Below are 13429 nucleotides of genomic sequence, written 5' to 3'. Positions count from 1 at the left end.
TACCTTCGGGACTCAGCCACTCCCAGTCACACCCTGAGCCCGCACCACCCGTGGAGGCGTCATGACAGCAGCAGGTACGACCCCCTCTCCCCCCGCCACCACAGGCAAGGGCGGCCGCTGGATCCAGAAGTGGGACCCGGAGGACGAGACCTTCTGGAACGAGACCGGTGAGAAGGTCGCCCGCCGCAACCTCGTCTTCTCCGTGCTCTCCGAGCACATCGGGTTCTCCATCTGGACCCTGTGGTCCGTGATGGTGCTGTTCATGGGCCCCGAGTACGGCCTCACACCCGCCGACAAGTTCTTCCTCGTCTCGATGGCGACTCTGGTCGGCGCCGTGGTGCGGGTGCCCTACACCTTCGCAGTGGCGATCTTCGGCGGTCGCAACTGGACGATCGTCTCGGCGGCGATGCTGCTGATCCCGAGCATCGCCGCGTTCATCGTGATGGAGCCCGGGACGTCGTACTCCACCTTCCTGATCTGCGCGATGCTCGCGGGTGTCGGCGGCGGCAACTTCGCCTCCTCCATGACCAACATCAACGCGTTCTTCCCGCTGCGCAAGAAGGGCTGGGCGCTCGGCCTGAACGCCGGCGGCGGCAACATCGGTGTGCCGGTGATGCAGCTCGTCGCCCTCGCGGTGATCGGCGCGAGCGGTGGCCCGCGGGTGCTTCTCGGGGTCTACATCCCGCTGATCGTCATCGCCGCCGTGCTGGCCGCGCTGTACATGGACAACCTCGCGACCATGAAGAACGACACCGGCGCGGCCAAGGACGCGGTGAAGGAGGGCCACACCTGGATCATGTCCTTCCTCTACATCGGCACCTTCGGCTCGTTCATCGGCTACAGCTTCGCCTTCGGCCTCGTCCTGCAGACGCAGTTCGGCCGTACGCCGCTCCAGGCCGCCTACGTCACCTTCATCGGCCCGCTGCTCGGCTCCCTGATCCGCCCCGTCGGCGGCTGGCTCGCCGACCGCTACGGCGGCGCGAAGATCACCCTGTGGAACTACGTGGCCATGGCCGCGGCGACCGCCGTGATCATCGCGGCGAGCATGCAGGAGTCCCTGCCGCTGTTCACCTCCGCCTTCATCGCGCTGTTCGTCCTCAGCGGACTCGGCAACGGATCGACGTACAAGATGATCCCCGGCATCTTCCAGAACAAGGCGCTCGCCCGGGGTCTGACGGGTGAGGAGGCCGCCGCCTACGGCCGGCGTCTGTCCGGTGCCTCCATGGGGCTCATCGGCGCGGTCGGCGCGCTCGGCGGGCTCGGCATCAACCTCGCCTTCCGGCAGTCCTTCCTGACCGTCGGCACCGGCACCGGAGCCTTCGTCGCCTTCCTCGCCTTCTACGGCGTCTGCTTCCTGGTGACGTGGGCCGTATACCTTCGCCGCCCGGCGGTCGGTCGTACGGAGACGACGACCACCGAGGCGAAGCCCCAGCTCAGCTACGCCGAGGTGTGACGTAACACCAGCGCAATGCAGGAGAACCGAGCCTGTCACGCACCGTTGACAGGCTCGGTCGCATGCAGTGCAAAGGGGGCCGCTGAGCGGTCCCGATGACTCGAGTGCGGGACGAGAGTTATGTACGAGGAACAGCAGTCTGAGGAACACGGCCCCCTGGCGGGCTTCACCGTCGGGGTGACAGCCGCGCGCCGCGCCGACGAACTCGGCGCGCTGCTCCAGCGCCGTGGAGCGTCGGTGCTGCGTGCGCCCGTCCTGCGGATCGTGCCGCTGGCGGACGACGGTGAGCTGCTCGCCGCGACCAAGGACCTCATCGACCGGGTCCCGGACGTGGTGGTGGCCACCACCGCCATCGGGTTCCGCGGCTGGATCGAGGCCGCCGACGGCTGGGGGCTGGGCGAGGTGCTCGTCGACCGGCTGCGCGGGGTCGAACTCCTCGCCCGCGGACCCAAGGTGAAGGGCGCGGTGCGGGCCGCCGGGCTCACGGAGGACTGGTCGCCGTCCTCCGAGTCCATGGCGGAGGTGCTCGACCGGCTGCTGGACGAGGGTGTCGACGGCCGCCGCATCGTCATCCAGTTGCACGGCGAGCCGCTGCCGGGCTTCGTGGAGGCGCTGAAGGCCGCAGGCGCGGAGGTGGTCGGTGTCCCGGTGTACCGGTGGATGCCGCCGGAGGACATAGCCCCCGTCGACCGTCTCCTGGACGCCGCGGTATCCCGGGGCGTGGACGCGGTCACCTTCACCAGCGCCCCGGCGGCACAGTCGCTGCTGTCCCGCGCCGAGGAGCGCGGCCTGCTGCCCGAACTGCTCGCCGCCCTGGCCCACGACGTCCTGCCCGCCTGCGTCGGCCCGGTCACCGCGCTGCCGCTCCAGGCCCGCGGCGTCGACACGGTCCAGCCCGAACGCTTCCGGCTCGGCCCGCTCGTCCAGATCCTCTGCCAGGAACTGCCCGCCCGCACCCGCGCCCTGCCCATCGCCGGCCACCACGTCGAGATCCGCGGCCACGCCGTCCTCGTCGACGGCGCCCTGCGGCCCGTCCCCCCGGCCGGAATGTCCCTGCTGCGCGCCCTCTCCCGCCGCCCCGGCTGGGTCGTCGCCCGCGCCGACCTGCTGCGCGCCCTCCCCGGCGCGGGCCGCGACGAGCACGCCGTCGAGACCGCGATGGCCCGCCTCCGCACGGCCCTCGGCGCCCCGAAGCTGATCCAGACGGTGGTGAAGCGTGGCTACCGGCTGGCCCTGGACCCGGCCTCCGACGCCAAGTACGCGGACGCGTGACGGGCTTGAGCCCCCGTCACGCGGACGTGTGACGGGGTTGGCCCCGCGTTGCGCGGACGTGTGAAGGGTTGAGCCCCCGCCTCGTCCTCGCCGACAATGGTGAGCCATGTCCGCAGGATCGGATCCCGGCCGGCCGGAGCCGGGACGCGGCGGCCGTTCGGCCGTCGCCACCTCGGCCTTCGCGGCCGGACTGATCGGCGTCCTCGCGGCCGTCGCCCTGGGCGGTTTCGCCGGGGCGGTCCTCGGCGCCGGGCCGGCCGAGGACTCATTCCTCGCCGCGGCCGTCCCCGAGGACGGTTTCGGCGCGGTGCTCGTCGGCGGGCTCGCGGTCGGCGCCCTGACGGGCCTGCTGCTCCCGTTGCTCCTCGCCGCGACCCTGCGAGGCACCGCGGACAAGCCCCGCGTCCCGCCCCGCGAGGCCGCCGTCAAGTTCCTCGCCGTCCTGGGCTTCGGCACCTACCTGCTGACGATCGGCCTCGCCGCGTCCCAGCTCGGCCGGCTCCTCCCGCAGGACCTCACCACGACCCTGAGCGTCTTCGCCGTCGGCCTCGGCCGGATGCCTCTCGCTCTCGTCCCGCGGGGCCGCTGAGGCACCCGGACGTGCCTCGGCGCGCGGCCGGTCCGGGCGTCTCTCTCAGCGGTTCACCGCCTGGATCTCCTGCACCACCACCGCCTGCTCCGCGCCGAACGTGCCGTCGGGCAGGTTCTGCTGGGCGGGTACGCCCGTGCCGGTCCAGTGGATCTTCCAGGTGATGGTGGCCTTGAGCGGGTAGGCCTTGGCACCCGACGCGCGCAGATAGCGGACGCCGCAGGGCGGGGTCCGGTCGGCCTTGCCCTTGGCGTACGGCTCGCCGATCCGGCCGCCGGTGAGGTCGCAGACGCCGGACGCGGGGTAGGTCTGGGCGTCCTTCGTGCCGGGGTCCAGGGTGAGGGAGACCGGTTCGGCCGTGGTGGTCGCCTGGATGCCGAGCAGGGGTACCGAGGCGGTGACGGAGACCGGCTTGAACTCGGCGCCGTCCAGCCAGGCCCAGGTGGGCAGGTTGACCTTGGTGGCGCCCTGGGGCGCGAGGTCGACCTCGGTGGAGGGGACGCGGATCTCGGCGTAGGCGAGTTGGGCGAGGATCTCGGGGGTGACGGCGTTCTCTATGTCGGCGGGCGGGGCTTCACCCTGGTCGACCCAGAAGACGGGCTCCTGGCACTCGTCCCAGCCGGGCGGGAACGTCTCGTTGACGTACGAGTCCCAGAAGTAGCCCTTGCCGGTCCTGTCCTTGTTGAAGTCCTTGTAGGGCTCGCCGTTGACATAGCGGTCGCGCTGCCCGGCGTCCCAGTCGGAGCCCGTCGAGCCTGCCTCCCAGATCGGCTCCAGGTAGGCCTGGAGCTGGGCGGGCGTGTACTTGGGGGCGTACCAACAGGCGGGCGGCGTCCAGGTGGAGGCGGCCGTGACCGGGCCGGCCGCAGCGCCGGTGCCGTTCTTCGAGCGGTCGAAGACGACCGCGCCCGCCGTCGCCGAGACGGACTGGCCGCCGCTGTCGCCGGTGACCTGGGTCTCGGAGCCGGTGCCGTTGCCCCCGGGCACGATGTCGGCCCGCGCCGCGCTGCCCGACAGCAGCATGGCGGCGCTCGCGAGCACGGCACACGTCGTCGTCCTGTTCACGGCTGGCACTGGGCCGCTCCCCTCACGGAGACGATCTGGGAGGTCTGCCAGACGCCGTCGGCGTTCTTGTCCAGCCTCGTGTTGTAGAGGACGTAGCTGTTCTTGGTGACGGGCGTCTTCGCGATCTTGTCCGTCTTCTTGTCCTTGCTGAAGCCCTTGCCCTCGTCGGCGCAGAACGTCAGGTTCGCCGAGCTGTCGCCCTTGAGGGTCACCTCGCGGTCGTAGTACCGCACCTCTCCGGTGATGGAGGCGTCGGCGTCCTTGAACTGCGCGACCCAGGAGAGCGAGGCCTCCAGGGCCTTGCCGGTGTTGTAGTAGCCGATCGCCTCCCCCTCGGGGTCGGTACCGGTGATCGCGGCGTCCACGGCCCGCATGCGCTCCGCGTTGTCGGCCAGCACCGCGTCCTTCACCGGATCGCCCGTGCGGGCGTCCTCGAAAGTCACCTTCAGATCCGCCGGCAACGAGATCTCCGGCCGCTCCGCACCCCCCGCCGGGCCGGCCGTCGGCGTCGCCGGCTTCTTCTCCCCGGTGTCCGCGCCCGCGATCTTGTCGTTCGCGTCGGGGGACCTGTCGTCGCCTCCGCAGGCTGTGAGGAGGAACAGTGCCGCTGTCGCGGCGGCGAGCGCGGGGAGGACGTCGGGGCGGCGGATCACAGAGGGCTCCTGGTGGGGCGGGAGTGGTTCGGGATCAGGCGCTACCGTAACGGGCCCGCCACGGACCGCACCAGGACGAAATGTGCCCAGAACTGTCCCCAAGGGACGGCGGAGTTGCAGCTGTGTTCGGACTCACCGCCGGCCGCGCACGGCGAGCGCCCCCGCCAGCAGCGCCGACGCCATGACCGACAGCCCCGCCCGCACCGCGTTCCACGCCACCCACGTGTCCTCGAAATCCGCACGGGCCGCCGTGGGGGAGCCCGTCGCGGAGGCCAGTTGGTCGTTGAGGGGGACGTTCACGGCGACGGTGACGAGGACCACCAGGGCGTAGGCCGCGCAGCCGCCCCAGGTCCACCAGCGGCCGGGCGCGGAGCGGGACTGCCATGCCGCGACGGCGGAGAGGACCAGGGCGCCCAGGAAGGCCAGCAGGAACAGGGGGTTCTGGATGACGTCGTTGATGTCCCGCATGACGTCGACGAAGACCCGGTCCTCGCTGCGCGCCAACGCGGGCATCACCGCGCACGCGAAGATGAAGAAGGTGCCGGCCATCAGACCGGTCAGGATCGTCGCCGCGAGGAGTACCGGGCCCGCCGTTCTGCTCTGTGTCGTCATGCGTCCAGTCAACGGGGCGAGTCCGTACGGCGACATGGTCCAGGCTCGCGGGGCCATACGCGCGCGTCCACCCCGCCGGGCCGGCCTCGCCCGCCGCACCCGTCTCGGCCCGAGGCCTACCCACCGCCCCCGCGGGCGGGCACTGTGTAGGGGAGCGAACGGAACGCCTCCTTCTCCCTGTTCCAACCGCTAGGCGGTGACTGGCGCATGGCAGTGGTCCCGGGTACACCCGCGGTTCCTCCCGAACTCCGCTTCGACGCCGGACGGATCTGTCTCGATCTGCTGGCGACCTTCCACCCGCACGAACGCCTCGGCTCGGCGGAGCTGCTGCGGGCCTGGATCACGGGCAGCGGGCTGGTCCCGCGCGAGACCCGGCTCGAGCACGCCGACGCGCGGTGGGCCGCGCAGTTCCGGGAACTGCGGGCGGTCGTGCTGCCATTGGTCGACGCCCAGCTCGCCGGGAGACCCGCGCACGAACCCGCCCTGGTGCGCCTCAACCATCTCGCCCGTCCCTCGCCGCCCGCCCCGCACGCCGTACGCGCGGCCGACGGCAGCCTCGTACGGGCGCTGGACGGGCGGCCCGAATGCGCCGCGCTGGTGGGGGCCGTGGCGCGGGACGCCGTGGAACTGCTCACCGACCCGATGGCGTTGGCCGCGCTCCGGCGGTGCGCCGGGGACAACTGCCCTCTGGTGTACGTCGACACGTCCCGGGGGCGCAGAAGGCGCTGGTGCTCCAGCGAGGTGTGCGGAAACCGGGAGCGGGTCGCACGACACCGCCGCCGCGCCGCCCTCGCCCGCACATGACGCCCCGACCCGGCCGACGACCCCACGACTCGGCCGGGCCGATCCCACGCCACCGCACCACGCCCCACTCCACGCCCCGACTCGTCCCACCCCACGCCCCGTTCGCCCCCATCAGCCGCGAAAGCCCCAACCCGGCCGAATCCCACCCCGCAGGTCAGGGCCCCGACTCGCCTCGTAACACCCCCCGTTCGCCCCGCTCGCACGAGACTCTCGTCACACCCGGCCACCAACGCCCCTCCCGCCCCACTCCGTGGCCTCCGTCACACTCCCCGAATCCAACTCCGGGAAATGTGAAGAAAATGTGGCGGGAATGTGCCCGCATGTCCTTCTCGTCGCCCCGCGCCGCCGAAAACTGTCGCCGCGCTTTGAACACATCCGCGCCCGCGTCCGTACCCGGTGTCGAGCGACCGACTGGGGGAACCCCCGGACACCGGAGGTGGGCGTGCGCAAGGATGCGGCCGTGGCCAAAGAACGTGGAACGAGGGCCCGACATCGCATGTCCCAGCCCTCGGAACCTGACGAGGAGCTGATGCGCGCGCTGTATCAGGAGCACGCCGGACCGCTCCTCGCCTATGTACTGCGCCTCGTCGCGGGCGACCGGCAGCGCGCCGAGGACGTCGTGCAGGAGACGCTCATCCGTGCCTGGAAGAACGCCGGTCAGCTCAACCGTGCGACCGGTTCGGTACGCCCCTGGCTGGTGACGGTCGCGCGCCGCATCGTCATCGACGGCCACCGCAGCCGGCAGGCCCGGCCGCAGGAGGTCGATCCGTCGCCGCTGGAGGTCATCCCCGCGGAGGACGAGATCGACAAGGCACTGTGGTTGATGACGTTGTCCGACGCTCTCGACGACCTGACCCCCGCCCACCGGGAGGTGCTCGTCGAGACGTACTTCAAGGGGCGTACGGTCAATGAGGCGGCGGCGACGCTGGGTATACCCAGCGGCACGGTGCGCTCTCGGGTGTTCTACGCCCTGCGGTCGATGAAGCTGGCACTGGAGGAGCGGGGGGTGACGGCGTGATGAGCACTTACGGGGGATTCGGCCCGGGCGGAAGCGGACATCCTGGTCCCATGCAGGGATCACAGGGCCCGAACGAACACGAGACCGTCGGCGCCTACGCGCTGGGGCTTCTCGACGACGCCGAAGCAACCGCTTTCGAGGCTCACCTGGCAGGCTGCGAATGGTGCGGCCAGCAGCTCGACGAGCTGGCCGGGATGGAGCCCATGCTGGCCGCCCTCGCGGATCTGCCGGGCACCGGCACGCCCGCGATCGGCGAGTCGCTGTCGGCCCGGCCCAGCCCACGCCTGGTGGAACGGCTGGTGGACGAGGTCTCCGAGCGGCGCGCGCAGAAGCGCAGGCGCGGCTTCTACCTCGTCGCGGCGGCGGCCGCGCTGATCATCGGCGGCCCGCTGGTGGCGGTCGCGACCTCCGGCGGCGACACGGGCACCAAGGTCGAGGCGCACGCCTCCAGCCCCGCCAAGGAGGCCTTCGACGTCATGCACGACAAGCTGCGGGCCACCGACCCGGCCACCCAGGTCAGCGCCACGGTCGCGCTGGAGAAGAAGGCCTGGGGCACGCACGCCGTGCTGGAGCTGAAGAACGTCAAGGGTCCGCAGAAGTGCTCCCTGATCGCCGTCGGCAAGAACGGCGAGCGCGAGACGGTCACCTCCTGGGCCGTCCCGAACTGGGGCTACGGCATCCCCGACTCGGCCGCCGAGCAGGCCCGCCAGCCGCTCTACGTCCATGGCGGAGCCGCCTTCGACCCGACCGAGATCGACCACTTCGAGGTGATGACCTTCGACGGCAAGCGTCTCGTGGAGGTCGACGCGTAGCCGACGGCGGTCCCCTTCGCGTACGGTTGACGGCTGCCCAGCACGTCAGAAGGGGGCCCGGTGGCCGCACAGGCTCAACAGGAGACCGCGCTCGACCCGGTTCCGGACTCGGTCCGGGACCGGGAGGTCAGCGTCGAACAGGAACATCTGGACCGGGTCTACCGGCGTCTCGAGGAGAAGATCCACGAGGCCGAGTTCCTGATGAACGACGCGGCCAAACGCGGTCAGGTCGGCACCCCCGGCGCGCTCGCCGAGCGCGACGCGCAGGTCTTCCGGGCGGGTGTCCATCTCAACCGGCTGAACAACGAGTTCGAGGACTTCCTGTTCGGCCGGATCGACCTGCTGCTCGGCAAGGACGGCAAGAAGGGACCGGACGGCGCCTACACCGCCGTCGAGCCCGCCGAGGGCGCCGTACGGCCGGACAGCACCGCCGACATCGCCGAGACCCTGCACATCGGGCGGATCGGCGTGCTCGACTCGGACTACGCGCCGCTGGTCATCGACTGGCGGGCGCCCGCCGCCGCCCCCTTCTACCGCTCCACGCCGGTCGACCCGGGCCGGGTCGTCCGCCGCCGGGTCATCCGCTCCAAGGGCCGCAGGGTGCTCGGCGTGGAGGACGACCTGATGCGCCCCGAGCTGAGGGCGTTCCTCGACGGGGCCGAGCTGCCGGTCATCGGCGACGGCGCCCTGATGGCCGCCCTCGGCCAGGCCCGCGGCCACACCATGCGCGACATCGTCGCGTCCATCCAGGCCGAGCAGGACCTGGTGATCCGCGCGCCCGCCGCCTCCGTGACGTACGTCGAGGGCGGACCGGGCACCGGCAAGACCGCCGTCGCCCTGCACCGGGCCGCCTACCTGCTCTACCAGGACCGGCGGCGCTACGCGGGCGGCATCCTGATCGTCTCCCCGACCCCGCTGCTGGTGGCGTACACCGAGGGCGTGCTGCCCTCCCTCGGCGAGGAGGGCCAGGTCGCCATCCGGGCGATCGGCTCGCTCGTCGACGGCGCCGAGGCCACGCTCTACGACGCCCCGGCCACGGCCCGTGCCAAGGGGTCGTACCGGATGCTGAGGGTGCTGCGGAAGGCCGCGCGCGGCGCGCTCGAGCTGAACGACTCCCCGCAGCGGCTGCGCGTCGTCGCCTTCGGCCGCCGGCTGGAGCTGGAGGCCGCCGACCTGGAGCAGGTCCGGCGTATCGCGCTGAGCGGCACGGCCCCCGTCAACCTGCTGCGTCCGCGGGCCCGCAAGCTGCTGCTGGACGCCCTGTGGGAGCGGTCCGGCGCGGCGGGCCGGCACACCGACCCGGAGCTGGCCGCCGAGCTGCGCTCCTCCTTCGACGAGGACGTCACCGGCGAGGACTCCTTCATCGCCTTCCTGGACGCCTGGTGGCCGGAGCTCAACCCCCGGGGCGTGCTCGCGGCCATGGCCGACGAGCGGCGCCTCGGCCGCTGGGCCCGGCGCGTCCTCAACCCCGGCGAGGTCCGCCGGGTCGCCCGGTCCCTGCGGCGCGACGGCCTGACCGTGCACGACATCGCCGTGCTGGACGAGCTCCAGGCGATCCTCGGCTCCCCGGCCCGCCCCCGCAAGAAGCGCGAGCTCGACCCGCTGGACCAGCTCTCCGGGCTGGAGGAGCTGATGCCGGTGCGCGAGGAGTCGCAGCGCGAGCGCGCCGAGCGGCTGGCCCAGGAGCGTGTCGAGTACGCGCATGTCATCGTCGACGAGGCGCAGGACCTCACGCCGATGCAGTGGCGCATGGTCGGCCGCCGCGGCCGGCACGCCACCTGGACGGTCGTCGGTGACCCGGCCCAGTCCTCCTGGTCCGACCCGGACGAGGCGGCGGAGGCCCGTGACGAGGCCCTGGGCACCCGCCCGCGCCGCCGCTTCGAGCTGACGGTGAACTACCGCAACCCCGCGGAGATCGCCGAGCTGGCCGCGAAGGTGCTGGCCCTCGCCATGCCGGGCGCCAAGTCCCCCTCCGCCGTACGGTCCACGGGCGTGGTGCCGCGCTTCGCCGTGGCCGGGGAGTCTCTGGGCGACAGCGTGCGGGCGGAGGCCGAGCGGCTGCTGGCGGCGGTCGACGGCACGGTCGGCGTGGTCGTGGCGATGAACCGGCGCGAGGAGGCGCGGCGCTGGCTGGCCGGGCTCGGCGACCGGGTCGTGGCGCTCGGCAGCCTGGAGGCCAAGGGCCTGGAGTACGACGCGACGGTGGTCGTCTCGCCGGCGGAGATCGCCGACGAGTCCCCGGCGGGTCTGCGGGTGCTCTACGTCGCCCTCACCCGGGCGACCCAGCAGCTGACGGTCGTGTCGGCGGAGCGGGACGAGCCGGACGCCGCGGGGGTGCCGGACCTGCTGCGGGACTGACCGAGGGATCTTTTCCCGGACGGGAATGGCCCCGCGGGATCCGTTTGTTAGCCTTGGCGTGACACCGGCTCGATCCAAGCCCCCGGGCCCAACCTTAGTCGCTGCGAGCGACCACTTGCCGCGAGGCGAGCATGGCGGGTCGGTGTCATGAACGCAGGAGAGGCCCACGTCCGATGTGACGTGGGCCTCTTCGTTTTGGGTGGCACCGGGAGATCGATTCTCGTATCGTGGAATAAGCTTTCCGAAGTTTCGGCTACCCCATGAACAAAACGTCCGCAATTCAAGGCGGCTACCACGTACCCGTTGGTAGGTGCGACGATCGGACGGCAACTTCGCGACACGGTGAAAGCAGAGGAAGTCGGCCATGGCAACGGCGCCCAGCGTCTCCTACTCGATGACGATCCGGCTGGAGGTGCCCGCGAGCGGAACCGCCGTATCGCAGCTCACCACCGCCGTGGAGTCCTCCGGAGGCTCGGTGACCGGCCTCGACGTCACCGCGTCCGGTCACGAGAAGCTCCGTATCGACGTCACCATCGCGGCCTCCTCCACGGCGCACGCCGACGAGATCGTCGAGCAGCTGCGCGCCATCGAGGGCGTCACGCTGGGCAAGGTCTCCGACCGTACGTTCCTGATGCACCTCGGCGGCAAGATCGAGATGCAGTCCAAGCACCCCATCCGCAACCGTGACGACCTGTCCATGGTCTACACGCCCGGTGTGGCCCGCGTCTGCATGGCGATCGCCGAGAACCCCGAGGACGCCCGCCGCCTCACCATCAAGCGCAACTCCGTTGCGGTCGTGACGGACGGCTCCGCCGTGCTGGGCCTCGGCAACATCGGCCCCAAGGCCGCGCTGCCCGTCATGGAGGGCAAGGCGGCCCTGTTCAAGCGGTTCGCCGGCATCGACGCCTGGCCGCTCTGCCTGGACACCCAGGACACCGACGCGATCGTCGAGATCGTCAAGGCGATCGCCCCAGGCTTCGCGGGCATCAACCTGGAGGACATCTCCGCGCCCCGCTGCTTCGAGATCGAGGCCCGGCTGCGCGAGGCCCTCGACATCCCCGTCTTCCACGACGACCAGCACGGCACCGCGATCGTCGTCCTGGCCGCGCTGACCAACGCCCTGCGCGTGACCGGCAAGGCCATCGAGAACATCCGGGTCGTCATGTCCGGCGCCGGCGCGGCCGGTACGGCCATCCTCAAGCTGCTGCTCGCGGCCGGGGTGAAGAGCGCCGTCGTCGCCGACATCCACGGCGTGGTGCACGCGGGCCGGGCCGACCTGGTGGACGCCCCGGCGGACTCGCCGCTGCGCTGGATCGCCGACAACACCAACCACGAGGGCCTCACGGGCACCCTGAAGGAGGCCGTGCGCGGCGCCGACGTCTTCATCGGCGTCTCCGCCCCGAACGTCCTCGACGGCAACGACGTGGCCGCCATGGCGGACGGCGCGATCGTGTTCGCGCTCGCGAACCCGGACCCCGAGGTGGACCCGGGGATCGCCCGGCAGACCGCCGCCGTCGTGGCCACCGGCCGCTCCGACTTCCCGAACCAGATCAACAACGTGCTGGTCTTCCCGGGTGTCTTCCGCGGTCTGCTGGACGCCCAGTCCCGCACCGTCAACACGGAGATGATGCTCGCCGCCGCGAAGGCGCTCGCCGACGTGGTGAGCGAGGACGAGCTGAACCCGAACTACATCATCCCGTCCGTCTTCAACGACAAGGTCGCGGGCGCCGTCGCGGGCGCGGTGCGCGAGGCGGCCAAGGCGGCGGGCGCGGCCCAGCACGGCTGACCCCCCGTCACGGCGGGACGCACCACGGGACAGCCCGTCCCGGAACCCGTACGGCGCACACCTTCCGGGGGAACTCCGGGGACGGCCGGCGACGTACGGCCGAAGCCCCGCGGGGCGCCTGCGGCGCCGCGCGGGGGCGCCGGACGGTCCGAAGGCCGGGCGGCCCGCGTTCGGGCCGCGCAGGGCCCTGTGGCGGCGGTGGCGCACGCCTTGCGGCGCCGTGAACCGGCTGTGAACCTCACCACGCCCTCTTCACGGCGCGTCGCGGAACCGGGCCCGGCCGAACTCCCTCTAGGGTGTCGGCCAGGCTCGGGCTCTCTTCGTCGTGTGACTCCCAAGGGTGTTCTCACGACTCCTGCGGGTGCCGGATTGGCTTTACCGCCGCAGGTAGAGGCAGGATGCGTGCCTGGGCGCGAGCGTCCGACGACGGACCCGGGTCCGGGGACTGTCCGAGGAACCTGGCAGCATCGGCTTCGCTGTGTCGGATTGCGGCTCCGCCGCGTGGCACGCCCCAACGGCAAGAAGAACACGGGAGTAAGAACATGAACCGCAGTGAGCTGGTGGCCGCGCTGGCCGAACGCGCCGAGGTGACCCGTAAGGACGCCGACGCCGTGCTGGCCGCGTTCGCCGAGGTCGTCGGCGATGTCGTCGCCAAGGGCGACGAGAAGGTCACCATCCCCGGCTTCCTCACCTTCGAGCGCACCCACCGTGCCGCTCGCACCGCGCGCAACCCGCAGACCGGCGAGCCGATCCAGATCCCGGCCGGCTACAGCGTGAAGGTCTCCGCGGGCTCCAAGCTCAAGGAAGCCGCCAAGGGTCAGTAAGGCCACGTCGGCGCCGTCCCGGCGGGACGCCCGTGGGCGACCGCGGGCCGTCCGTGGCCGGCCGCGTCCGCGCGGCGGAGCCGCACGCCGACTCGGCCCCGCGCCCGTTCCAGGGCGCTTCAACGACGCCGATGGGGCGGTCACCCGGACTCGGGTGACCGCCCCATCGGCGTTCGCGGAACC

General features: G+C 71.8%; 12 protein-coding genes. 9 read left to right on the top strand and 3 right to left on the bottom strand.

What is annotated here, in order from left to right; translation table 11 throughout:
* The first annotated feature begins 61 nt into the window (after window positions 1-61).
* From ACZ6SQ_RS14300 to ACZ6SQ_RS14290, 3 genes are all read left to right on the top strand, one after another.
* The gene (locus ACZ6SQ_RS14300) at window positions 62-1453 is read left to right on the top strand and encodes a nitrate/nitrite transporter (protein ID WP_469560851.1); all 1392 of its coding nucleotides are present in this window, start codon (window positions 62-64) and stop codon (window positions 1451-1453) included.
* Between the two features lie 120 nt (window positions 1454-1573).
* Complete coding sequence (locus ACZ6SQ_RS14295) at window positions 1574-2725, top strand: uroporphyrinogen-III synthase (protein ID WP_469560849.1); 1152 nt, start codon at window positions 1574-1576, stop codon at window positions 2723-2725.
* Window positions 2726-2831: 106 nt separating this feature from the next.
* Window positions 2832-3314: a hypothetical protein gene (locus ACZ6SQ_RS14290; protein WP_469560846.1), complete on the top strand. Its 483-nt coding sequence runs from the start codon at window positions 2832-2834 to the stop codon at window positions 3312-3314.
* Between the two features lie 45 nt (window positions 3315-3359).
* Here ACZ6SQ_RS14290 and ACZ6SQ_RS14285 read toward each other — a convergent pair whose 3' ends face one another.
* The 3 genes from ACZ6SQ_RS14285 to ACZ6SQ_RS14275 all read right to left on the bottom strand — a co-directional run bounded on the left by ACZ6SQ_RS14285 (window position 3360) and on the right by ACZ6SQ_RS14275 (window position 5644).
* Entirely contained in the window at window positions 3360-4388 is a 1029-nt protein-coding gene (locus tag ACZ6SQ_RS14285; RefSeq protein WP_469560843.1) for a hypothetical protein, read from the bottom strand.
* Window positions 4376-5029, bottom strand: a complete 654-nt coding sequence (locus ACZ6SQ_RS14280) for a hypothetical protein (protein ID WP_469560999.1) — start codon at window positions 5027-5029, stop codon at window positions 4376-4378. Before ACZ6SQ_RS14280 ends, ACZ6SQ_RS14285 begins: the two co-directional genes overlap by 13 nt.
* A gap of 135 nt (window positions 5030-5164) precedes the next feature.
* Entirely contained in the window at window positions 5165-5644 is a 480-nt protein-coding gene (locus tag ACZ6SQ_RS14275) for an anthrone oxygenase family protein (protein WP_469560839.1), read from the bottom strand.
* A gap of 207 nt (window positions 5645-5851) precedes the next feature.
* Between ACZ6SQ_RS14275 and ACZ6SQ_RS14270 the strand changes: the two genes are divergently transcribed.
* The 6 genes from ACZ6SQ_RS14270 to ACZ6SQ_RS14245 all read left to right on the top strand — a co-directional run bounded on the left by ACZ6SQ_RS14270 (window position 5852) and on the right by ACZ6SQ_RS14245 (window position 13246).
* Window positions 5852-6448, top strand: coding sequence for a CGNR zinc finger domain-containing protein (locus ACZ6SQ_RS14270; protein ID WP_469560836.1), 597 nt, complete (start codon window positions 5852-5854; stop codon window positions 6446-6448).
* Between the two features lie 496 nt (window positions 6449-6944).
* Window positions 6945-7466: a sigma-70 family RNA polymerase sigma factor gene (locus tag ACZ6SQ_RS14265; protein ID WP_356690556.1), complete on the top strand. Its 522-nt coding sequence runs from the start codon at window positions 6945-6947 to the stop codon at window positions 7464-7466.
* A complete protein-coding gene (locus tag ACZ6SQ_RS14260; protein WP_469560832.1) occupies window positions 7466-8278 on the top strand; it encodes an anti-sigma factor family protein in 813 nt (270 codons plus the stop codon). The genes ACZ6SQ_RS14265 and ACZ6SQ_RS14260 overlap by 1 nt, the downstream gene beginning before the upstream one ends.
* Window positions 8279-8338: 60 nt before the next feature.
* Window positions 8339-10636, top strand: a complete 2298-nt coding sequence (locus ACZ6SQ_RS14255; protein ID WP_469560829.1) for a HelD family protein — start codon at window positions 8339-8341, stop codon at window positions 10634-10636.
* 364 nt (window positions 10637-11000) lie between these two features.
* Window positions 11001-12422, top strand: a complete 1422-nt coding sequence (locus tag ACZ6SQ_RS14250) for an NAD-dependent malic enzyme (RefSeq protein WP_469560827.1) — start codon at window positions 11001-11003, stop codon at window positions 12420-12422.
* A gap of 542 nt (window positions 12423-12964) precedes the next feature.
* A complete protein-coding gene (locus tag ACZ6SQ_RS14245) occupies window positions 12965-13246 on the top strand; it encodes an HU family DNA-binding protein (RefSeq protein WP_386379748.1) in 282 nt (93 codons plus the stop codon).
* The last annotated feature ends 183 nt before the right edge of the window (window positions 13247-13429 follow it).

The sequence above is a fragment of the Streptomyces sp. NPDC048600 genome, assembly GCF_055587025.1.
This window is presented reverse-complemented; position numbering and strand designations above follow the sequence as displayed.